Source organism: Pseudomonas multiresinivorans, from assembly GCF_012971725.1.
Classification (GTDB): Bacteria; Pseudomonadota; Gammaproteobacteria; order Pseudomonadales; family Pseudomonadaceae; genus Pseudomonas; species Pseudomonas multiresinivorans.
Genome location: NZ_CP048833.1, coordinates 2,178,955 through 2,198,520, shown reverse-complemented (window position 1 = coordinate 2,198,520; position 19,566 = coordinate 2,178,955). Strand labels below are relative to the sequence as shown.

The window sequence follows — 19,566 nt, the reverse complement described above, 5'->3', positions numbered from 1 at the left end:
GGGCATCAGTCCGGCTTCGCTCCGCACACAAGCGAGGCTCTTGCAGGAGCGAGCTTGCTCGCGAACAAATCAGCCGGCAGCGCCTGTGCCAAGTGGTTCGCGAGCAAGCTCGCTCCTACGAAGAGCTCATCCGCACGCTCACGGCTGGCTGGCGATGGCCTTCTCGATGGCGGCCTGCAGCTCGGGGTCATCCGGTTTGGTCAGGCTGGAAAACTCCGCCACCACCTTGCCCTGGCGGTCCACCACGTACTTGAAGAAATTCCAGCGCGGTACCTGGTCGGCCTGCTGCGAGAGGTCCTTGAACAGCGGGATCGCCTCGTCGCCGCTGACGTGCTGCACCGAGGTCATGTTGAAGGTCACGCCGTAGTTGCCGTAGCAGACCTTCGCAGTCTCGGCGGCATCCGCGTCTTCCTGCTTGAAGTCATCGGAGGGCACGCCGAGCACTTCCAGGCCCTGGCCCTTGTACTTCTGGTAGACGGCTTCGAGCCCCTTGAATTGCGGGGTGAAGCCGCAGTGGCTGGCGGTATTCACAATCACCAGAGGCTTGCCGGCGTACAGCTCGCAAAGGTCGAGCACGTCCTTGGAACGCAGCTTGGGCAGTTCGCCCTGGGTCTTGAGCAGCGCCGGGCAATCGGCGGCCTGGGCCGCCAGCGGCAAGAGAAGAGAGAGGGCGAGCAGGGAAAGACGCATGGCAGTGATCCTCGAATTATCCCGTCACGCTACCCCGCGCGACGGGCATCAGCAACTGCCCATGCCCAATTGCATCAGCGCGAGGCCACCACGTTGCCAGCCCCACCATGCCACGCCCGCCAGCGCCAGGCCGAGGCCCAGCACCAGCGCGATCACCAGTGGGCGCTTCACGCTGTCCCCAGCGCGGCGCGCTCGACGGGACGCTCGCGCACCGGCCAGTTGAGCAGGCCGGCCAGCAGGCTGAGGAGGATGGAAATCTGCCAGACCAGGTCGTAGTTGCCGGTGTGGTCATACACGTAGCCACCCAGCCAGCCGCCGAGGAAGGCGCCGATCTGGTGGAACAGGAAGGTGATGCCGCCGAGCATCGACAGGTTGCGTACGCCGAACAGCGTGGCCACCGTGCCGTTGGTGAGCGGCACGGTGGACAGCCACAGCAGACCCATGGCGATGCCGAACAGGTAGGCAGTCCAGACCGTCAGCGGCGCCCAGAGGAAGACGACGATCACCACGCCGCGCAGCAAGTACAGGCCGGTGAGCAGTTTGGGCTTGCTCATGCGCCCGCCGAGCCAACCGGCAATGTAGGTGCCGAATACGTTGAACAGCCCCACCAGTGCCAGCACCGTGGTGCCAACGGTTGCGGGCAGGTGGCGGTCCACCAGATAGGCTGGCAGGTGCACACCGATGAACACCACCTGGAAGCCACAGACAAAGAAACCCAGGGAAAGCAGCCAGAAACCGGAATGCCCGACAGCCTCGCGCAGCGCCTCGCCCAATGTCTGTTCATGCCCCTGCATCGGCAGCGGCTTGTCCTTCATCAGCGCGGCCAACGGCACGATCAGCGCCACCATCAGGCCGAGGGCGAGCAGCGCGGCAGACCAGCCGAGCCAACTGATCAGCCCGAGCGTGCCGGGCAGCATGGCGAACTGGCCGAACGAGCCCGCCGCCGCCGAGATGCCCATCGCCATGCTGCGTTGCTCCAGCGGCACCGCGCGGCCGACAGCGCCGAGAATCACCGAGAAGGAGGTGCCCGACAGGCCGATGCCGATCAGCAGGCCGGCGCTCATGGACAGGCTGAAGGCCGAATCGGAATAGCCCATCAGCACCAGGCCGATCGCGTAGAGGATGCCGCCCACTACCACCGTGCGCATCGCACCGAAGCGGTCGGCAATGGCGCCGGTGAACGGCTGGGCGATGCCCCAGATCAGATTCTGCAGAGCGATGGCGAAGGCGAAGGTCTCGCGTCCCCAGCCGAATTCGGCGCTCATCGGCGCCAGGAACAGGCCGAAGCCGTGGCGAGTGCCCAGGGACAGGGCGAGGATCAGGGCGCCGGATAGCAGTATCCAGAACCCCGTACGCGACAGCTTCGACATCACTTGCTCCTACACGGGTATATACCCGCTTCTAATCGTTCGTATCCAGTGCACGCAGGCCTGCGCTAGCTCTCCAGCGCGGCCAGTTCATCCAGCAGGGCTTCCAGTTGGCGACGCTTGTCATCTCCCAGGTGAACCGCTACATCGTGCTGCGCCGCGTCCCAGGCTTCGCCGCCGCGGACAATGCGTTCCAATCCTGCGGGAGTCAGCGCCACGATGCGGTTGCGCAGGTCCTCACCCTCCTCCAGCTTCACCAGGCCGTCGGCTTCCAGCGGCTTGAGGTTGCGCCCCAGCGTACTGCGGTCCAGCCCCATGGCCTCGGCCAGGTCGGAGATGCTCGGCTGCTCCAGCCGCGACAGATGCCGCAGCAGGGAAAACTGCGCAGTCGTCAGCCCGACGCCTTTCAAGGCATCGTCGTAGACGCGGGTGACGGCACGGGCCGAGCGGCGCAGTTTGGTACAGAGGCATTGGGTGGTCAGCATGGGATACGTGTATATACCCGCAATCGATCGAGCGCAATGGCCGATGCGACCGATTGTCCCATCTGCCAGCGCCCGGCGTTGGCGCAGCCAAGGGCACCGCATCGCGCCAGCCGTATAACTGCGGCCATCCAGCCCCGCGCTTTCGGCGGGGCGCATCACGGTCCGAGGTCCCCGATGCCAGTCTACAAAGCTCCACTGCGCGACACCCGTTTCCTGCTCAACGAAGTCTTCGATTTCCCCGGCCACTACCAGAACCTGGTGAATGGCGGCGAAGCCACGCCGGACATGGTCGATGCCATCCTCGGCGAATGCGCCAAGCTCTGCGAAGAAGTGATCGCCCCGCTCTACCACAGCGGCGACGAGGAAGGCTGCCACCTGGAGAACGGCGAAGTGCGCACGCCCAAGGGCTTCAAGGAAGCCTACGACGCCTACGTGGCGGGCGGCTGGCAGGGCCTTTCGCACCCGGTGGAATATGGCGGCCAGGGCCTGCCAATGAGCCTGGGCGCGCTCAAGCAGGAGATGCTGGGCACAGCCAACTGGCCGTTCTCCATGTACCCGGGCCTGTCGCTAGGCGCGATGAACACCGTGATGCAGCACGGCAGCGAGGAGCAGAAACACACCTATCTCACCCCGCTCACCGAAGGCCGCTGGGGCGGCACCATGTGCCTCACCGAGCCGCAGTGCGGCACCGACCTCGGCCAGGTGAAGACCCGCGCGGAAACCAACGCCGACGGCAGCTACGCCATCACCGGCACCAAGATCTTCATCTCCTCGGGCGAGCACGACCTCACCGAGAACATCGTGCACATTGTCCTCGCCCGCCTGCCGGATGCGCCGAAAGGCACGCGCGGCATCTCGCTGTTCATCGTGCCCAAGTTTCTACCATCCCAGAGCAGCGGCTCAGGTAGCACCCTCGGCCCGCGCAACGGCGTGAGCTGCGGCGCGCTGGAGAAGAAGATGGGCATCAAGGCCTCGGCCACTTGCGTGATGAACTTCGACGGCGCCACCGGCTACCTCATCGGCGAGCCGAACAAGGGCCTGGAGTGCATGTTCACCTTCATGAACAGCGCGCGCATCGGCACCGCCATCCAGGGCGTGGCCACCGCCGAACTGGCCTACCAGGGCGCGCTGGCCTATGCCCGCGAACGCCGCTCCATGCGCGCGCTCTCCGGCACCAAGGAACCGGGCGAGATCGCCGACACCCTGATGCACCACGGCGATGTGCGCCGCATGCTGCTGACCCAGAAAGCCGTGGCAGAGGGCGGCCGCGCGCTGATCTATCTCGCCACCCAGTACGCCGACAAGATGATCCAGGGCCTGCTGACCAACGACAACGCCGAGTACGACCGCTGGGACGACAAGCTCGGCTTCCTCACCCCGATCCTCAAGGGCTGCCTGACCGAACTGGGCCTGGAGAGCGCCAACCTGGGCATGCAGGTCTTCGGCGGCCACGGCTACATCAAGGAACACGGCATGGAGCAGATCGTCCGCGACGCGCGGATCGCCACGCTCTACGAGGGCACCACCGGCATCCAGGCGCTGGACCTGCTCGGCCGCAAGGTGCTGCTGATGACCCAGGGCAAGGCCGTGCGCGACTTCACCCGGCAGGTGGCAAAGTTCGCCGTCGACCTGCTCAAGCAGGAACCGGCCATGCGCGGGCGCGCGCTCACGCTGCTCAAGCTCTGCGCGCAGTGGAATATCCTCACGCTGCGCATCGCCCTCACCGCCCGCAAACAGCGCGACCTGGTGAGCACCGCCAGCCACGACTACCTGATGTTCTCCGGCTACGCCGCGCTGGCGTACTCCTGGGCACTGCAGGAAGCCGCCGCCCGCAAGCGCCTGCGCCAGGGCGGCAGCGAATCGAGCGACTTCTACAAGGCCAAGATCGCCACCAGCGACTTCTACTTCGCCCGCCTGCTACCCCGCGCCAAAGGGCACGCGTCGGCGATGGCCAAGCCGGTACGGTCGATCATGGGGTTGAAGACGGAGCATTTTGCGTTCGATTGATGGGGGGGCACGGCTATCCTGCTCTCCCGTGGGAGAGCGGTAGTGAAGGTATTTTGTAGGAGCGAGCTTGCTCGCGAACAAGCTTCCCGGAAGCAGCGGTGCCATGCAGTTCGCGAGCAAGCTCGCTCCTACATGAACAGCCCACGCCCCTATCCGTTGGACCCTAGAGCGCCAGCGCCACCAGCACCGCGCACTCGATCATCTCCAGCATCGCCCCGGCGGTATCCCCGGTGGTACCGCCCAGGCGGGCGATGAAGCGGCTGCGCAGCCAGACGAACATCACCAGCGCGACCGCCAGCGCCAGCATGCCGGTCAGGCCCACCAGCACCATCAGCGCGGCGTTGGCCGCCAGCATCCAGGGCATGGCGCGGCGCGGCAGGTGATCGGCCAGCGCCTGGCCCAGGCCGCCCTTGCGCGCGTAATCGGTGGTGTAGAACAGCAGCGGCAACGCGCAGCGCCCCAACCAGGGCGCCAGCAGCAAACCCCAGTGCTGGTGGTTACCGAGAATGGCGGTGATCGCCGCGAACTTCAGCAGCAGCAACAGCACCAGGGCGACCACCGCGGCCGGGCCGCAGCGCGGGTCCTTCATGATCGCCAGTGTACGTTCGCGATCGCCCAGCCCGCCGATCCAGGCATCCGCCGTGTCGGCCAGGCCGTCGAGGTGCAGCGCGCCGGTGAAGGCCACCCACACCAGAAGGATGAGTGCCGCCTGCAACAGCAGGTGCACGCCGCTGAGCAACTCGCCCATGGCGAACAGCACCGCACCGATCAGCAACCCCACCAGCGGGTAATACAGCGTGGCGCGGCCGAACTGCTGCGGCGTCGGCATGTGCCCCAGGCGCACCGGCAGCCGAGTCAGGAACTGCAACGCCACCAACGGCAGGCACCAGTCACTGAGCTGGGCGGCGCGCGCGTCTTCGCCAGGCTCTTCAGCAGGCGGCTCGGGTGCTTCCTGGTCGCGTTCCGGGTGCAGGTTGTTCATCAGGGGTCGACTTGTGATTGCGCCTTTTGGATACGCCAGCCATCACCCTCGCGGGTCACGTCCAGCACCATGCATTCGCCGTGGGCCACCACCACTTCCAGCAGACGCTTCGCCGGCAGGCCGCTGGCCAGGGCGCCGAACAGGCGCATCACACCGCCATGGGTGACGACCAGTACGGAAGATCCGGCATGGCCCTGGTAGAGCCGCTCCAGCGCCGCAAAGACGCGGGATTCGAAGTCACCCATGGCCTCGCCGCCCGGTGGAGGGAAAGCGTAGGGATCGTCCCAGAAGCGTCCGAGCGCCTGCGCATCCGTCTCCATCAGCTTAGCTGGCGAAATGCCTTCCCACTGGCCGAAATCCAGCTCCTGCAAGCCCGCCTCGAAGCCCAGCGGCAGGCCGTGGCGCGCCGCAAGTTCCTGGGCGAAGGCCGCGCAACGCTGCAACGGCGAGCTGACCAGCGCCGCCCAGCGACACTCGTCGCCCACCGCCGCGCGCATCTGCGCCCAACCGCTCTCGGTCAGCGCGTCGTCCAGCCGTCCGCGAAAGCCACCGCCGCGCTCGGTCTCGCCGTGGCGCAGCAGTTCCAGCCGCAGCCTCATGCCGGGCGATCCGATACCGCCGCCTCGGCGAAGGTCGCCATCTCGCTGTGCAGCCGGCAGGCCTGGCGCAGCAGCGGCACCGCCAGCGCCGCGCCGCTGCCCTCGCCCAGGCGCAGGCCAAGGTCCAGCAGCGGCTGCGCATTGAGCGCGGCCAGCACACGGTTGTGCCCCGGTTCGGCACCGGCATGGGCGAACAGCAGCCAGTCGCGGCAGGCTGGATTCAGGTGAATCGCGCACAGCGCGGCAGTGCTGCAGATGAAGCCGTCCACCAGCACGGTAATGCCCTTCTGCGCACATGCCAGGTAGGCGCCGACCAGTGCAGCAATCTCGAAGCCGCCCAGGCGGCACAGCGCCTCAAACGGTTCGTCGCAGTGGGCGCGATGCAGCGCCAGCGCGCGGTCGATCACCTCGACCTTGCGGGCGACACCCTGCGAGTCCAGCCCCGTGCCGGGGCCGACCAGCGCACGGGCCGGCTCGTCGAGCAGCGCGCAGGCCAGCGCAGCGGCGGCACTCGTGTTGCCGATGCCCATCTCACCGCCGATGTACAGCTCGGCGCCAGCCTGTTGCGCGCGGCGCACGGATTCACGGCCGGCCTCCAGGGCGATCAGGCACTGGGCGGCGGTCATCGCCGGTTCCTTGGTGAAGTTCGCCGTGCCGGCGCCGACCATCACATGCAGCACACCCGGCAGCGGCTCCAGCGGCGTCGCCGTGCCGAGGTCGATGACCTCCAGGCGCGCATCGAGGTCGCGCGCCAGCACGCTGATCGCCGCGCCGCCGCGCACGAAGTTGCGCAGCATCTCGACGGTCACTGCCTGCGGATAGGCCGAGACCCCCTCGGCCACTACCCCGTGGTCACCGGCGAACAGGGCGATCCAGACATGCTCCAGGCCCGGCCGTTCGCGGCCCTGCAGGCCGGCCAGGCGGATGGTTTCCTCTTCCAGACGGCCCAGTGCGCCACGCGGCTTGGTCAGTTGGTCCTGGCGCGCAGCGGCTTTGTCCTGCGCCACGCGGTCGATCGGTTGGGTGCCTTGCAGCCACCATTGCAGACTCATAACGCTTCCCCCTTCAACACCATGGGCAGGCCGGCGACGGTGAACACCACGCGCTCGCTGACCTCGGCCAGGGACTGGTGCAACCAGCCGGCCTCGTCGACATATCGGCGGCTGAGTTCGCCCATCGGCACCACGCCCAGCCCGGTTTCGTTGCTGACCAGGACGATCCGCCCGGGCAGTTGCGGCAGCGTTTCCAGCAGCGCATCGATCTCGCCGCGCAGGCGCCAGCCGTCTTCATGGATCAGCAGGTTGGTAACCCACAGGGTCAGGCAGTCCACCAGCACGCAGTGCTGCGGCGCCGCCAGGCGCTCCAGCGCGTCGGCCAGGGCCAGCGGCTCTTCCACCAGCCCCCAGTGTTCCGGGCGGCGCTCGCGGTGCCGGAGGATGCGCGTGGACATCTCGCCGTCGCCGGCCTGGGCCGTGGCGACGTAGGTGACCGGCAGGCCGCTTTCCTGCGCCAGGCGCTCGGCCAGGCGGCTCTTGCCCGACCGGGCGCCGCCGAGGATCAGTTCAAGCATGGGTTCTTCCAGTAGGTCAGCCCCTGTAGGAGCGAGCTTGCTCGCGAACAGAGGTTTCCGGTCACGCCGGAGTCATGCGGTTCGCGAGCAAGCTCGCTCCTACAAGAAAGCGTGTCTCCGGCGTTATTCGTCGACTTCACGGCGAGGCGGGATGGCGGATAACCGCGAACGGTCATGCGCCCTGCAGTCCGCATAACGCCCTCAGTTTTTCGGTATCCAGATGCGCCTCGACCTGATCGGCCAGGCGCTCGATGTCGCGTTCGCGCAAGGCGTGGTAATCGATGTGCTGCACCTCGCGCAGCCCGGCCCAGCGTAGCAATGCGGCGCTGGCAGCGGCGGACTCGAACAACCCGTGCAGATAGGTGCCCATTACCTGGCCATCGTCGCTCAACGCACCATCGACACGGCCATCGCTCAGGCGCACGGCGGGATTGGCCAGCGCCGGGCCTTCGGTGACGCCGGCGTGAATCTCGTAACCAATCACCGCAGCATCTTCCAGCGCCAGCCGGCCGCTGACATTGCGCAGTTGCTTCTCCGGCTCCAGAACGGTGCGGAAATCCAGCAGCCCGAGCCCTTCGCTCTCCCCCGCCGCGCCTTCCAGCCCATGCGGATCGGCCAGGGTACGGCCGAGCATCTGCAAGCCGCCGCAGATGCCCAGCACCTTGCCGCCGTAGCGCAGGTGGCGCTGGATCGCCGCGTCCCAACCTTGCGCGCGCAGGAAGGCCAGGTCCGGCCGTACGCTCTTGGAGCCGGGCAGGATGATCAGGTCCGCCGGCGGGATCGGCTGGCCGGGGCCGACGAAGGTCAGCTCCACCTGCGGGTGCAGGCGCAGCGGGTCGAAGTCGGTGTGGTTGCTGATGCGCGGCAGCACCGGCACGACGACACGCAGTCGCTCGCCGGTCTTGGCGGCCTGGCGGGTGTCGATGGCATCTTCGGCTTCCAGATGGAAGTCCATCAGGTACGGCAACACGCCCAGCACGGGCACGCCGGTGCGCTCCTCCAGCCAGTCGAGGCCGTTCTGCAACAACGCGATATCGCCGCGGAAACGGTTGATGACGAAGCCTTTCACCCGTGCCCGCTCGGACTCGGAGAGCAGCTCCAGGGTGCCCACGAGGTGAGCGAACACGCCGCCACGATCGATATCGGCGATCAGGATCACCGGGCAGTCCACCGCCTCGGCGAAGCCCATGTTGGCGATGTCGTTGGCGCGCAGATTGATCTCCGCCGGCGAGCCCGCGCCTTCCACCATCACCACCAGGTACTGCGCACTCAGGCGCTGGTGGGATTCGAGCACCGCCTGCATCGCCACGCGCTTGTAGTCGTGATAGGCGACCGCGTTCATGCTGGTGACCGCGCGGCCATGGATGATCACCTGGGCGCCGGTGTCGCTGTTGGGCTTGAGCAGCACCGGGTTCATGTCGGTGTGCGGTGCCAGATTACAGGCCTGCGCCTGCACTGCCTGGGCGCGGCCGATCTCGCCGCCGTCGGCGGTCACCGCGCTGTTGAGCGCCATGTTCTGCGGCTTGAACGGCACCACCGCCACGCCCTGGCGGCGCAGCCAGCGGCACAGCGCCGTCACCAGCGTGCTTTTGCCGGCATCCGAGGTGGTGCCCTGCACCATCAAGGTCGAGCTGTGCGCGCTGGACGTTGTCACCGCAGGCTCTCCATCTGGTTGAAGGTGCGCAGGCCGTGCTCCAGGCGCTCCCAGCCCTTCTCGTCCGGCGGCAGGCCGAAGCGCAGGCTGCCGGGCGTCTCGAACAGGCGCACGAGAATGCCCTGGCGCGCGAGGTGATCACGCAGCGCATGGGCGCGCATCGATACCACCCACTGAAACAGTGCCGTACCGCCCTGGGGCGCGAAGCCGTGCTCGCCGAGCAGACCGGCCAGGCGCCGACTCGCTTCGTTGAGGTCGCGGCGCCGCTGAATCTGTTCCTGGAACTCGCCCAGCACCGCCTGGGCAACCCAGCGCGTGGGTCCGTTCACCGCCCAGGGGCCGAGCAGTTTCGCCAGGCTTTCCAGCAGGCGCGGTTCGGCGAAGGCAAAGCCCAGCCGTGCGCCGGCCAGGCCGAAGAATTTGCCGAAGGAGCGCAGCACGATCAGCCCCGGACGACTGGCGCAACTGGGCGCCAGGCTGTGCTCGGGCGTGCAGTCCATGAAGGCTTCGTCCACCACCAGCCAGCCGCCGCGCTCCTGCAGGCGCGCATGCCACTCCAGCAGCACGCCAGCTTCGATGCGCCGGCCGGTGGGGTTGTTCGGGTTGACCACCACCAGCACGTCGAAGCGCTCCAGATGATGGGGCACTTCCTGGTCGCTGACCTCACGCAGGATGTGCCCGGCAGCTCGCCAGGACTCGGCGTGCTCGGCATAACAGGGCGAGACCACGCCGACCTTGCCCGGCCGACGCAGACGCGGCAGCAGCTGGATCGCCGCCTGGCTGCCGGGTAGCGGCAGCAGCTTCTCGGCGCCGTAGTAGCGGCGCGCGGCGGCTTCGAGGCCGTCGCTGTCTTCGGGCAGGCGCATCCAGGCAGCCGCCGGCACGCTGGGCAACGCCCAGGGCCAGGGCGAGATGCCGGTGGACAGGTCCAGCCACTCGGAGAGCGGAATTCCGTACTGCTGCGCCGCTTTGCGCAACCGTCCGCCATGTTCGAGCATCAGAGCACTCCCAGAATCAGGATGATCAGCAACCACAACAACACTCCCTGACGTACCAGGGCAAGCGCACGCCAGATGTCCACGGCAGTCGGCGCCGGGCCTTCGCCCAGCTGCGGGCGCTCGTGGAGCTCGCCGTGGTAGCGGGCGGAGCCGCCGAGCGAAACGCCCAGAGCCCCCGCGCCGGCCGCCATCACCGGGCCGGCGTTGGGGCTGTCCCATTTTGGCGCCTGCGTGCGCCAGCAGCGCAGGGCCAGCCGGGTGTGCCCCAGCAGCGCGTAGGTCAGCGCCACCAGCCGGGCGGGAATGTAGTTGAGCACATCGTCGATCTTCGCCGCGGCCCAGCCAAAGCGTTCGAAACGCGCATTGCGATAGCCCCACATGGCGTCGAGGGTGTTGCTCAGGCGATAGAGCACCACGCCCGGCGCGCCGGCCACGGCGAACCAGAAGAGCGCGGCGTAGACCGCATCGCCGCCATTCTCCAGCACCGATTCGGTGGCCGCGCGAGCCACCGCGGTTTCGTCCAGCTCGGCAGTTTCGCGGCTGACCACGTAACCCACGCGCAGGCGCGCTTCGTTGAGATCGCCACTACGCAGCGCCAGCACCACCGGATCGGCGTGTTCGCCCAGGCTGCGCAGGCCCAGCGCGGCGTAGAGCGCCAGCACCTGGACGACCCAGCCGACGTAGGGCAGCAGGCTGAGCAGCAGCGCGATCAGGGTCAGCGGAATGACCGCGATAATCCACGCGGTGACACCATGGCTGCGCCAGCCGAGGCCGGGGGTGTCACTCTTGGGCGTAATGGTGCTCGCTGATACACCCTCTCCCCAGCCCTCTCCCTGAAGGGCGAGGGAGTTAGCCTGGAGCGGTAGGCCAGCACTGTGCTCGCCGGAAAACTCGGAATGTGGCACTGCACGGATATCCCCTCTCCCTTCAGGGAGAGGGTTAGGGAGAGGGAGCTTTTCAGCGCTATCGGCAACTCGCGACCGATTGAACCTTCGCTCCAGCCGATCCGCCAAGCGCCCGAACGCCACCAGCGGATGCCAGCGTTTCGGCTCACCCAGCAGGGCGTCCAGCGCCACACCGAGGACGCTCAGCAAGGCCAGGCTCATGCTTTCTCCCCCCAGCGGTTCTCGAACACCAACTCGCCCAGCGAACGCGGCTGGCGCCAGCCCTCCAGGGCCAGCATTGGCGCCGGGTAGAACTCATTGACCGGCCCCAGGCAAATCACCGCCACCGCCTCGGCACCGTCCGGCAGGCCTAGCAGGTCGCCCAATGCGGCAGGATCGAACAGCGACACCCAGCCCATGCCCAGCCCTTCCGCGCGCGAAGCCAGCCAAAGGTTCTGGATGGCGCAGGACAGCGAGGCCAGGTCCATGTTCGGCAGCGTGCGGCGACCGAAGATGTGTGCCTCGCGGCCATCCATCAGCGCAGCCACCAGCACCTCGGCACAGTCGAGCACGCCCTCGACCTTCAGCTTCATGAATTCATCGGAGCGCTCGCCCAGCGCCTCGGCGGTACGCACGCGCTCGTCTTCCACCAGGCCATGGATCGACTGGCGCAGGTCCCGCGAGGTGACGCGGATGAACCGCCACGGCTGCATCAGCCCGACACTGGGCGCCTGGTGGGCCGCTTCGAGCAGGCGCGCGAGCAATTCGGGCGCCACCTCGCCACCACTGAAATGACGCATGTCGCGGCGCTCGGCGATGGCGCGGTAGAGCGCGGCGCGTTCCTCGGGGCTGTAGGCGTGATCGGTCATGGTCTGAAGAGTGCGGCCGCGGCATCCGGATCGGATGGCAGGTAGAAGTGGATATAGGACGCCGTGAGACGGCCACGCCGGAACACGGCCTCGGCCACCGGTTTGTCGTTCGGGCATACGCCACGGGCCAGCGGTATTTCCGCGCTGTCGAGCAACGAATGGTGGAAGGTGTGCCCGCGCAGGGTGCCCTCTGGCAGCGTCACCTCCTGCAATGCCAGCGCGGCGAGACGCTTCTGCATGCGCGCCTCACCCGGCAGCAGGCCCAGCAGCTCCGCGCGTTCGCCGGCCACGTCGGTCAGGGCATCGAGCAGATAGAGCATGCCGCCGCACTCGGCGAGGATCGGCTTGCCCATCTCGTGGTGGGCGTGAATCGCCTGGGCCATGGCGCGGTTGTCGGCCAGCGCTTGCAGGTGCAGTTCCGGGTAGCCGCCGGGCAGGCAGAGGCTGTCCACCTCCGGCAGCGATTGATCACGCAGCGGCGAGAAGAACACCAGTTCGGCGCCCAGTTCGCGCAACAGATCGAGGTTGGCCTGATAGAGGAAGGCGAAGGCGTAGTCCCGCGCCACGCCAATGCGTACGCCGTCGAGGCGGGAAGACTCGCTACGCGGTTCGGGCGCGGCGAAGCTCACCGGCGCCGGCAACTCGGTGCTGGCGCTGGCGGCCAGGGCATCGGCGGCGGCGTCCAGGCGGGCATCGAGGTCGGCCAGTTCATCGGCCTGCACCAGGCCGAGGTGACGGCTGGGCAACTCGACCTCGGTGTCGCGCGGCAGTGCGCCATACCAGCGAATCCATTCCGGCAGGCTGTCACGCACCAGGTCGCGATGGCGCTGGCTGCCGATGCGGTTGGCGAGCACGCCGGAGAACGGCAGGTCGCTCTGGTAGGTGGCCATGCCGACGGCCATCGCGCCGAAGGTCTGGGCCATGGACTGGCCATTAATCACCGCCATCACCGGCACGTTGAAGCGCCGCGCGAGATCGGCGGCCGAGGGCGAGCCATCGAACAGGCCCATCACGCCTTCGATGAGGATCAGGTCGGCCTCGCTGGCTGCCTCCCAGAGCAAGCGGCGGCTTTCGCCCTCGCCGACCATCCACAGGTCCAGCTGATAGACCGGTGCGCCGCTGGCGCGGGCGAGGATCATCGGGTCGAGAAAGTCCGGGCCACACTTGAACACCCGCACCTTGCGCCCGAGGCGCGTGTGCAGGCGCGCCAGGGCGGCGGTCACGGTGGTCTTGCCCTGCCCGGAAGCGGGAGCGGCGATCAGCAGGGCGGGGCATTGGCGCGAGGTCATCGGGCGCGCTCCGCCACAACGAAGGGCATCAGAACTCCACCCCTTTCTGCGCCTTGATGCCGGCCTTGAAGGCATGTTTCACCAGGCCCATCTCGGTCACGGTGTCGGCAGCTTCGACCATGGCCGGCTGCGCGCCGCGGCCGGTAGCGACCACATGCTGCATCGGCGGGCGGGCGGCAATGTCGGCGAGCACGGTGTCCAGCTCCAGATAGCCGTGCTTGAGGGCGATGTTCACCTCGTCCAGCACCACCAGGCCGACTTGCGGGTCGCTCAGCAGTTGGCGTGCCACATCCCAGGCAGCCTGTGCCTTGGCGATGTCGCGCTGGCGATCCTGGGTTTCCCAGGTAAAGCCTTCGCCCATGACATGGAAGCTGACTTCCTCGGGGAAGCGGCGGAAGAACGCCTCCTCGCCGGTGGTCGCAGCACCCTTGATGAACTGCACCACCCCGACCTTCATGCCGTGGCCCAGCGCGCGGGCGACCATACCGAAGGCCGAGCTGCTCTTGCCCTTGCCGTTGCCACTGTTGACCAGGAACACACCGCGTTCGCCCTGGGCCTGGGCGATCTTCTCGTCGATCACCGACTTCTTGCGCTGCATGCGCGAACGATGGCGTTCGTCCTTTTCAGGGGATTCAGTCATGGGGTTTGCCTCTAGAAAGGGAGCGCGCAGGCGCCAGCTCGCCGGCCGGGCGGCAGCGAGCGGAGAATGGGCTGGACAGGAACGAACCGCCAGCGTGCGTCGGCGCCAGGCGGTAAAAGCCGCTCGGCGCGAAAGCCGTCGGCTTGGGAAACAGGGAATTCACCTGAAGGATTCTCCGCCGCTCTCACCCGCGCGGCACTGACCAGTCGGGGCAGGCGGAGGACATCGAACGCGCGGCGCCAGGGAGCGCCACGACGATCGGCAGCGCCTCCCGCGATGCCATGCGATGCAGCAGGCCGGTCTCCGGGCTTGCGAGTGGAAGCGCCTGGCGTTTCCGAAGGAACCGCGCCTTCCCATGCCAGTGGCACAGTGGCGGATGCGGTTCGAAGCTCGCTTACCGTTGCGGGGGCAGCGCCGGAATGCTCGATTGCTCATCGAATTCACCGGCTTCCCTGTTTCACCCTCGACTTGCGCCGCGGGCACCTGAAGCAGGCGCGCAGCTTAGTGGCTGGCGGGCTGGGGCGTCAATTGAACAGACTGTCGCCGGGGCCCGCCTGCAGAACCGCCAGGGCTCTAAAAAGGGTCACACAAGTCAAGTGGTCAGGCCGCTCAACTTCGCTAGAATGCGAATCATGACGACGACTGCCCAACCCGGCCAGCTTCAGCTCGACACCTCCGCGACCCCGTCCCTGATGCACATCAGCGGCGACTGGACACTCGCGCACTTCGCCACGCTGCAAGCCCAGGTCGCCGCCCAGCGCAGCGCCGAGTCCCCCGCCGAGCTGGACTTCGCTGGCCTTGGCGCGCTGGATACCGCCGGCGCCGCACTGCTCGCCGAGATCATCGGCGGCGCGCGCATGAGCCAGCTCGACCAGATCGCCCGCAACCTTCCGGTCGAGCGCCAGGCGCTGCTGCGCACGGTGGGCAGCGCCATTACCCAGTGCCGGCTGGACGAGAAAGGCCCGGCACCGGGCAACGCGCTGGTCGACGTGCTGGAGCGCATCGGCGTCGCCACCCTGACGTTCAAGGACCACCTGATCGGCGTGCTCGGCTTCATCGGCCTGACACTGCAGACCCTGGTGCGCAACCTGTTCCGGCCGCGTCGCTGGCGACTGACCGCACTGGCCGCGCATATGGAAGAAACCGGCCTGGACGCCGTGCCTATCGTCGCCCTGCTCACCTTCATGGTCGGCGCGGTGGTGGCCTTCCTCGGCGCCACGGTGTTGCAGAAGTTCGGCGCGCAGATCTACACCGTCGACCTGGTGGGCTTCTCCTTCCTCCGTGAGTTCGGCGTGCTGCTCACCGCGATCCTGCTGGCCGGCCGCACCGCCAGCGCCTTCACCGCCCAGATCGGCTCGATGAAGGCCAATCAGGAGATCGACGCCATCCAGGCCCTGGGCCTCGACCCCGTGGAGCTGCTGGTGTTGCCGCGGGTACTGGCGCTGCTGCTGACCCTGCCGATGCTGACGTTCCTGGCGATGATTTCCGGCATCTTCGGCGGCGGCGTGGTCTGCGCGCTGAGCCTGGATATCTCGCCACGCATGTTCCTCTACATGCTGCAGAACGACATCGCCGTGCAGCACTTCCTGGTCGGTATCGTCAAAGCCCCGGTATTTGCCTTCATCATCGCCGTGATCGGCTGCCTGGAAGGCTTCCGCGTCAGCGGCAGCGCGCAGTCGGTGGGCGAGCACACGACTTCCAGCGTGGTCCAGTCGATCTTCGTGGTAATCCTGCTGGATGCGATGTTCGCGCTGTTCTTCATGGAGATGGGCTGGTGAGCGAACCGATCATCGTCGTCCGCGACCTGGCCAACCGCTTCGGCACCCACGCCGTGCACGAGCATCTCGACCTCGATGTGATGAAGGGCGAGATACTCGGCGTGGTGGGTGGCTCGGGCACCGGCAAGTCGGTACTGCTACGCAGTATCATCGGCCTGCGCCAGCCCAGCGAAGGCAGCGTCCACGTGTTCGGGCAGAACCTGCCGGCGCTGCCGCCGCTGGAGCGCTCGAAGCTCGAACGGCGCTTTGGCGTGCTGTTCCAGAACGGCGCGCTGTTCTCCTCGCTGACCGTGAGCGAGAACATCTGCCTGCCGCTGATCGAGCACGCCAGGCTGTCGCGCAGCGATGCCGAGTTTATGGCCAAGGTGAAGATTTCCCTCGCCGGCCTGCCGCCGGACGCCGGCTCCAAATACCCGGCCGAACTGTCCGGCGGCATGGTCAAGCGCGCCGCCCTGGCCCGCGCCCTGGCGCTGGACCCGGACATCCTGTTCCTCGACGAACCCACCGCTGGCCTCGACCCCATTGGCGCGGCGGCCTTCGACCAACTCATCCTGACCCTGCGCGACGCCTTCGGCCTCACTGTGTTCCTGGTGACCCACGACCTCGACACCCTCTACACCATCTGCGACCGCGTCGCCGTGCTCTCGCAGAAGCGGGTGCTGGTGGTCGGCCCGCTGGACCAGGTCGCCCAGACCGACGACGCCTGGGTACAGGATTATTTCCACGGCCCACGCGGCCGTGCCGTGCTGCAGGCCACCGAACACCTGCGGGAGGAAAGCTGAATGGAAACCCGTGCCCATCACGTGCTGATCGGCCTGTTCACCCTCGTGGTGTCTATCGGCGCGCTGCTCTTCGCGCTCTGGCTGGCACAATCGAGCAACGACCAGCGCTACAAGATCTACGACGTGATCTTCAGCGAAGCGGTGACCGGCCTGTCCGAAGGCGGCACCGTGCAGTACAGCGGCATCCGCGTCGGCGACGTGGTCTCGCTGCGCCTGGACCCGAACGACCCGCGCAAGGTCCGCGCGCGCATCCGCGTCTACGACAGCACGCCGATCCGCGAAGACACGCGCGCCAAGCTGGCCCTCACCGGCGTCACCGGCCAGGCCATCATCCAGCTCTCCAGCGCCGGCCAGGACAGCCCGCCACTGGAAGCCAAGGATGGCGGAATCCCGGTGATCAAGACCATCCCGTCGCCCTTCGCCAAGCTGCTGGCCAACGGCGAGGACATCGCCACCAACATCAACAACCTGATCAACAACGTGAACCGCATGTTCTCCCAGGAGAACGTCGACCGCATCAGCCGCACGCTGGACCATATCGACCAGGCCACCGGCGTGGTTGCCGAGCAGCGCGACGACATCCGCCAGACCTTCAAGGAACTGGCCGCCGCCAGCGAGCAGGCGCGCATCACCCTGGCCAACGCCAGCCAGCTGCTCGAACGCGCCAACCAGACGCTGGGGGGCAAGAAAGGCCAGGACATCCTCGACGACACCCAGAAGACCCTCGCCTCCCTGCGTACCAGCAGCGAGCGCGTCGAGCAGTTGCTGGACAGCAACTACGATTCGGTGAACGGCGGCCTCAACGGCCTGGGCGAGATCGGCCCGGCGATCCGCGAACTGCGCTCCACCCTGGAAGACCTGCGCGGCGTCACCCGCCGCCTGCAGGAAAACCCCACCGGCTACCTGCTCGGCCGCGAGCGCAACAAGGAGTTCCAGCCATGACCGCCCTTCCCCGCCTGCTCGGCGTCGTCGCCCTGGTCAGCCTGCTGGGCGCCTGCTCGATCCTCCCGGAAGCGGAAAGCCCGGACTTCTACCTGCTGCCGGCCACCCAGCAACCCGCGCGCGGCCATGCGCTGGTGAACTGGTCGCTACGAGTCAGTGCGCCTACCGCCAGCCTGGCGCTGGACAGCAACCGCATCGCCGTGGTCCCGCAGGGCAACCAGCTGAGCAGCTACCAGGGCGCGCGCTGGAGCAACCGTGCGCCGGGCCTGTTGCGTGATCGCCTGCTCGACGCCTTCACCGCCAACGGCAGCATCCGTGCGCTGAGCAGCGACGAAGCCAGCCTGCAGGCCGACCTCAACCTGACCGGCGAGCTGCGCGCCTTCCAGAGCGAGTACCAGAACGGCAAACCGGTAATCCACATCCGCTACGACGCCCGCCTGGTGCGCACACTCGGCCAGCGCATCGTCGCCTCGCACAGCTTCGAGGTCAGCCAGCCGGTGGACGGCAAGCAAGTACCCGAAGTGGTCAGCGCCTTCGGCAAGGCCGCCGACCAGCTTTCCGCGCAGGTTGTGGAGTGGACGTTGCAGCAGGGGCAGCAGCAGAAGCTCACACCGCCAGCCCCATGAGACGACTCAGCGACAGTGGTAAGGGCTTTCGCCTTCCAGCTCCTGGTCTGTCTCCACATCCTTGATGGTGACGATGGCCTTCGGGTAGACCGAGCACAGTGAATTGCGCACGGTGTAGATACCGCTGCCGTGGGCGAGGAACTTGCCATTGCTCAGGGCCTTGCCGGACTCGTCATGGGCACTGACTTCGTAGTTGCCGGTCATGGTGATGCAGCCGGCGAGCGCCAGCAGGGAAAGGATTGGAGCGAGGACTTTCATGGATTCTCCTTGGACGCGAGGCGCTCCTTCAACCAGGTTGCAGGACGGCGCGAGTGTCGATCCGTGACGGGTTCGCGAAAGCGGGAAATGGCCAGCCAGCATGGCAGGGCCGCTGCGGATACGACCGACGCCGGTTGCCGCAGTTCAGCCAGCGCCCCCGCAAGAGTGCTGGCTGACGATGTTTCTGACGAGAGGCTGCCTCAGCGCTTGCCCATCGAGCGACGCGAGCCGCGCGGGTGCGGCGGACGGAGTTCCGCCTTGTCGTGGGCCTTGCGGTGCTGATAGGCGGACGCGGCCTGCTTTTGCGCAGCAAGCGCAGCCTTGGCCAGTTCGGCCAGGGAGAGCGAAGGTTGTTCCTGGGTGTTGTCCGCGTTTTCGTCGCGCGGCGGCTGCTGGGAGGACGTCATGGGGTAACCGGATAGAAAGAGTTTGATCGGCGCACATGATAGCCGAAGCACAGCCTTCCCGGCTGCAGTCCGCTCGGAGGAATCTCGCGAGCGGCAAGGCGTAGCCTGCAAATTGTCTGTCAGCTCGGTGGGAAGAGGGTTCCCGGACGGGTTACATACTCTGTCGCTTCCCGCTCGGTAAGCACCCATATCTGGCTGATGCGACTGTCCAGGCCGACCTTGATGCCGACGAATTTGCCAGTGATGTTGGGTAACAGGCCGTAGACCATGAATCGGTTGTTCTCGTCACGGATACGCACCGAAACGGACAATGGATAGCTGACGGTCCTCTTGTACAGCCCCAGCGTCATGACCTGACGCAGCAGGCTCGGCCGGGGGCGCTTGAGGGTGATCACCGGATACACAGCGCTGTCGACGAAGCCGACCATCATCCCCGCAGGAATCACGCGGTCGGCCAGCGCGGGCGTGCTCAGCCCCAGCAACAGGGCAATGGCACCCAATAGCTGAAGCGAGCAGCGACGCAGCGAAGCGCGCGAAAGTACAGCTGAAGTCATTTGGATTTCCCGCCCTGGTTTTCCTGTTTTCGTTATCGCCCGGTTGAAGACTCCGGATCTGAGCATGGAGCGTAGCGGTTCGCCGAGCCGCTGTCCGCACATTGATTCACAGCCTCCGGAGATTCCCATGGCGAGATGGCGGATCGTCACGCGATATTCCCGTGCAGCCCGGCGTCAAGCGGCCG

Annotated in this window: 22 protein-coding genes and 1 riboswitch; of the genes, 5 read left to right on the top strand and 17 right to left on the bottom strand. The window is 67.1% G+C overall.

All coding sequences use genetic code 11. The features are described from left to right. Window positions 1-138: 138 nt before the first annotated feature. The 4 genes from G4G71_RS10115 to G4G71_RS10105 form a co-directional block, all read right to left on the bottom strand. A complete protein-coding gene (locus tag G4G71_RS10115; protein WP_169937280.1) occupies window positions 139-690 on the bottom strand; it encodes a glutathione peroxidase in 552 nt (183 codons plus the stop codon). Window positions 691-738: 48 nt separating this feature from the next. Beyond that, window positions 739-861, bottom strand: a complete 123-nt coding sequence (locus G4G71_RS30045; protein WP_277352241.1) for a hypothetical protein — start codon at window positions 859-861, stop codon at window positions 739-741. Continuing rightward, complete coding sequence (locus G4G71_RS10110; protein ID WP_169942598.1) at window positions 858-2,051, bottom strand: MFS transporter; 1,194 nt, start codon at window positions 2,049-2,051, stop codon at window positions 858-860. Before G4G71_RS10110 ends, G4G71_RS30045 begins: the two co-directional genes overlap by 4 nt. Window positions 2,052-2,125: 74 nt before the next feature. Continuing rightward, window positions 2,126-2,542, bottom strand: a complete 417-nt coding sequence (locus G4G71_RS10105; protein ID WP_169937278.1) for a MarR family winged helix-turn-helix transcriptional regulator — start codon at window positions 2,540-2,542, stop codon at window positions 2,126-2,128. Window positions 2,543-2,716: 174 nt separating this feature from the next. Here G4G71_RS10105 and G4G71_RS10100 point away from each other — a divergent pair, with 174 nt between their 5' ends. Continuing rightward, a complete protein-coding gene (locus tag G4G71_RS10100; RefSeq protein WP_169937276.1) occupies window positions 2,717-4,549 on the top strand; it encodes an acyl-CoA dehydrogenase C-terminal domain-containing protein in 1,833 nt (610 codons plus the stop codon). Window positions 4,550-4,712: 163 nt separating this feature from the next. On the opposite strand, the gene G4G71_RS10095 is transcribed toward G4G71_RS10100, so the two are convergent. The 10 genes from G4G71_RS10095 to cobO form a co-directional block, all read right to left on the bottom strand. Then, window positions 4,713-5,378 (bottom strand): adenosylcobinamide-GDP ribazoletransferase, encoded by a 666-nt coding sequence (locus G4G71_RS10095; RefSeq protein ID WP_240964944.1) that lies wholly within the window; start codon window positions 5,376-5,378, stop codon window positions 4,713-4,715. A 152-nt stretch (window positions 5,379-5,530) separates the two neighbouring features. Further along, entirely contained in the window at window positions 5,531-6,130 is a 600-nt protein-coding gene (gene cobC, locus G4G71_RS10090; protein WP_169937274.1) for an alpha-ribazole phosphatase family protein, read from the bottom strand. Beyond that, the gene (gene cobT / locus G4G71_RS10085) at window positions 6,127-7,182 is read right to left on the bottom strand and encodes a nicotinate-nucleotide--dimethylbenzimidazole phosphoribosyltransferase (protein ID WP_169937272.1); all 1,056 of its coding nucleotides are present in this window, start codon (window positions 7,180-7,182) and stop codon (window positions 6,127-6,129) included. The genes cobC and cobT overlap by 4 nt, the downstream gene beginning before the upstream one ends. Further along, window positions 7,179-7,700 carry a bifunctional adenosylcobinamide kinase/adenosylcobinamide-phosphate guanylyltransferase gene (gene cobU, locus G4G71_RS10080; protein WP_169937270.1) on the bottom strand — a complete coding sequence of 174 codons (522 nt, stop codon included), beginning with the start codon at window positions 7,698-7,700 and terminating at the stop codon, window positions 7,179-7,181. The genes cobT and cobU overlap by 4 nt, the downstream gene beginning before the upstream one ends. Before the next feature lie 172 nt (window positions 7,701-7,872). Then, on the bottom strand, window positions 7,873-9,321 hold the full coding sequence (locus tag G4G71_RS10075) for a cobyric acid synthase (RefSeq protein WP_169942594.1): 1,449 nt from the start codon (window positions 9,319-9,321) through the stop codon (window positions 7,873-7,875). A gap of 29 nt (window positions 9,322-9,350) precedes the next feature. Then, complete coding sequence (cobD, locus tag G4G71_RS10070) at window positions 9,351-10,352, bottom strand: threonine-phosphate decarboxylase CobD (RefSeq protein ID WP_169937268.1); 1,002 nt, start codon at window positions 10,350-10,352, stop codon at window positions 9,351-9,353. After that, window positions 10,352-11,458 (bottom strand): adenosylcobinamide-phosphate synthase CbiB, encoded by a 1,107-nt coding sequence (cbiB, locus tag G4G71_RS10065; protein ID WP_240964896.1) that lies wholly within the window; start codon window positions 11,456-11,458, stop codon window positions 10,352-10,354. The genes cobD and cbiB overlap by 1 nt, the downstream gene beginning before the upstream one ends. Next, the gene (bluB, locus tag G4G71_RS10055) at window positions 11,455-12,105 is read right to left on the bottom strand and encodes a 5,6-dimethylbenzimidazole synthase (RefSeq protein WP_169937266.1); all 651 of its coding nucleotides are present in this window, start codon (window positions 12,103-12,105) and stop codon (window positions 11,455-11,457) included. The genes cbiB and bluB overlap by 4 nt, the downstream gene beginning before the upstream one ends. Then, window positions 12,102-13,394, bottom strand: a complete 1,293-nt coding sequence (locus G4G71_RS10050) for a cobyrinic acid a,c-diamide synthase CobB (protein ID WP_169937264.1) — start codon at window positions 13,392-13,394, stop codon at window positions 12,102-12,104. Before G4G71_RS10050 ends, bluB begins: the two co-directional genes overlap by 4 nt. A gap of 28 nt (window positions 13,395-13,422) precedes the next feature. Beyond that, window positions 13,423-14,034, bottom strand: coding sequence for a cob(I)yrinic acid a,c-diamide adenosyltransferase (gene cobO, locus G4G71_RS10045; RefSeq protein WP_169937261.1), 612 nt, complete (start codon window positions 14,032-14,034; stop codon window positions 13,423-13,425). 277 nt (window positions 14,035-14,311) lie between these two features. Continuing rightward, window positions 14,312-14,536, bottom strand: a riboswitch (cobalamin riboswitch). 130 nt (window positions 14,537-14,666) lie between these two features. Here cobO and G4G71_RS10040 point away from each other — a divergent pair. Genes G4G71_RS10040 through G4G71_RS10025 form a run of 4 tightly spaced genes read left to right on the top strand, consistent with a single transcriptional unit; the run spans window position 14,667 to window position 18,162 of the window. Beyond that, on the top strand, window positions 14,667-15,812 hold the full coding sequence (locus G4G71_RS10040) for an ABC transporter permease (protein ID WP_169937259.1): 1,146 nt from the start codon (window positions 14,667-14,669) through the stop codon (window positions 15,810-15,812). Further along, window positions 15,809-16,594: an ABC transporter ATP-binding protein gene (locus tag G4G71_RS10035; protein WP_169937257.1), complete on the top strand. Its 786-nt coding sequence runs from the start codon at window positions 15,809-15,811 to the stop codon at window positions 16,592-16,594. The genes G4G71_RS10040 and G4G71_RS10035 overlap by 4 nt, the downstream gene beginning before the upstream one ends. Next, entirely contained in the window at window positions 16,595-17,536 is a 942-nt protein-coding gene (locus G4G71_RS10030) for an MlaD family protein (protein ID WP_045210390.1), read from the top strand. Further along, window positions 17,533-18,162, top strand: a complete 630-nt coding sequence (locus G4G71_RS10025) for an ABC-type transport auxiliary lipoprotein family protein (RefSeq protein ID WP_169937255.1) — start codon at window positions 17,533-17,535, stop codon at window positions 18,160-18,162. Before G4G71_RS10030 ends, G4G71_RS10025 begins: the two co-directional genes overlap by 4 nt. A 6-nt stretch (window positions 18,163-18,168) precedes the next feature. Here G4G71_RS10025 and G4G71_RS10020 read toward each other — a convergent pair whose 3' ends face one another. From G4G71_RS10020 to G4G71_RS29925, 3 genes are all read right to left on the bottom strand, one after another. Next, window positions 18,169-18,420, bottom strand: coding sequence for a hypothetical protein (locus G4G71_RS10020; protein ID WP_169937253.1), 252 nt, complete (start codon window positions 18,418-18,420; stop codon window positions 18,169-18,171). A gap of 200 nt (window positions 18,421-18,620) precedes the next feature. Beyond that, a complete protein-coding gene (locus G4G71_RS10015; RefSeq protein ID WP_169937251.1) occupies window positions 18,621-18,827 on the bottom strand; it encodes a hypothetical protein in 207 nt (68 codons plus the stop codon). Between the two features lie 119 nt (window positions 18,828-18,946). Further along, on the bottom strand, window positions 18,947-19,531 hold the full coding sequence (locus G4G71_RS29925; protein WP_240964895.1) for a hypothetical protein: 585 nt from the start codon (window positions 19,529-19,531) through the stop codon (window positions 18,947-18,949). Window positions 19,532-19,566: the final 35 nt, after the last annotated feature.

Excerpts from the sequence above, each read along its gene's own strand:
- G4G71_RS10115 (WP_169937280.1), bottom strand. The coding sequence starts at position 690 with ATGCGTCTTTCCCTGCTCGCCCTCTCTCTTCTCTTGCCGCTGGCGGCC.
- G4G71_RS10105 (WP_169937278.1), bottom strand. The coding sequence starts at position 2,542 with ATGCTGACCACCCAATGCCTCTGTACCAAACTGCGCCGCTCGGCCCGT.
- G4G71_RS10100 (WP_169937276.1), top strand. The coding sequence starts at position 2,717 with ATGCCAGTCTACAAAGCTCCACTGCGCGACACCCGTTTCCTGCTCAAC.
- G4G71_RS10095 (WP_240964944.1), bottom strand. The coding sequence starts at position 5,378 with ATGCCGACGCCGCAGCAGTTCGGCCGCGCCACGCTGTATTACCCGCTG.
- cobC (WP_169937274.1), bottom strand. The coding sequence starts at position 6,130 with ATGAGGCTGCGGCTGGAACTGCTGCGCCACGGCGAGACCGAGCGCGGC.
- cobT (WP_169937272.1), bottom strand. The coding sequence starts at position 7,182 with ATGAGTCTGCAATGGTGGCTGCAAGGCACCCAACCGATCGACCGCGTG.
- cobU (WP_169937270.1), bottom strand. The coding sequence starts at position 7,700 with ATGCTTGAACTGATCCTCGGCGGCGCCCGGTCGGGCAAGAGCCGCCTG.
- G4G71_RS10075 (WP_169942594.1), bottom strand. The coding sequence starts at position 9,321 with ATGGTGCAGGGCACCACCTCGGATGCCGGCAAAAGCACGCTGGTGACG.
- cobD (WP_169937268.1), bottom strand. The coding sequence starts at position 10,352 with ATGCTCGAACATGGCGGACGGTTGCGCAAAGCGGCGCAGCAGTACGGA.
- cbiB (WP_240964896.1), bottom strand. The coding sequence starts at position 11,458 with ATGAGCCTGGCCTTGCTGAGCGTCCTCGGTGTGGCGCTGGACGCCCTG.
- bluB (WP_169937266.1), bottom strand. The coding sequence starts at position 12,105 with ATGACCGATCACGCCTACAGCCCCGAGGAACGCGCCGCGCTCTACCGC.
- G4G71_RS10050 (WP_169937264.1), bottom strand. The coding sequence starts at position 13,394 with ATGACCTCGCGCCAATGCCCCGCCCTGCTGATCGCCGCTCCCGCTTCC.
- cobO (WP_169937261.1), bottom strand. The coding sequence starts at position 14,034 with ATGACTGAATCCCCTGAAAAGGACGAACGCCATCGTTCGCGCATGCAG.
- G4G71_RS10040 (WP_169937259.1), top strand. The coding sequence starts at position 14,667 with ATGACGACGACTGCCCAACCCGGCCAGCTTCAGCTCGACACCTCCGCG.
- G4G71_RS10030 (WP_045210390.1), top strand. The coding sequence starts at position 16,595 with ATGGAAACCCGTGCCCATCACGTGCTGATCGGCCTGTTCACCCTCGTG.
- G4G71_RS10025 (WP_169937255.1), top strand. The coding sequence starts at position 17,533 with ATGACCGCCCTTCCCCGCCTGCTCGGCGTCGTCGCCCTGGTCAGCCTG.
- G4G71_RS10020 (WP_169937253.1), bottom strand. The coding sequence starts at position 18,420 with ATGAAAGTCCTCGCTCCAATCCTTTCCCTGCTGGCGCTCGCCGGCTGC.
- G4G71_RS10015 (WP_169937251.1), bottom strand. The coding sequence starts at position 18,827 with ATGACGTCCTCCCAGCAGCCGCCGCGCGACGAAAACGCGGACAACACC.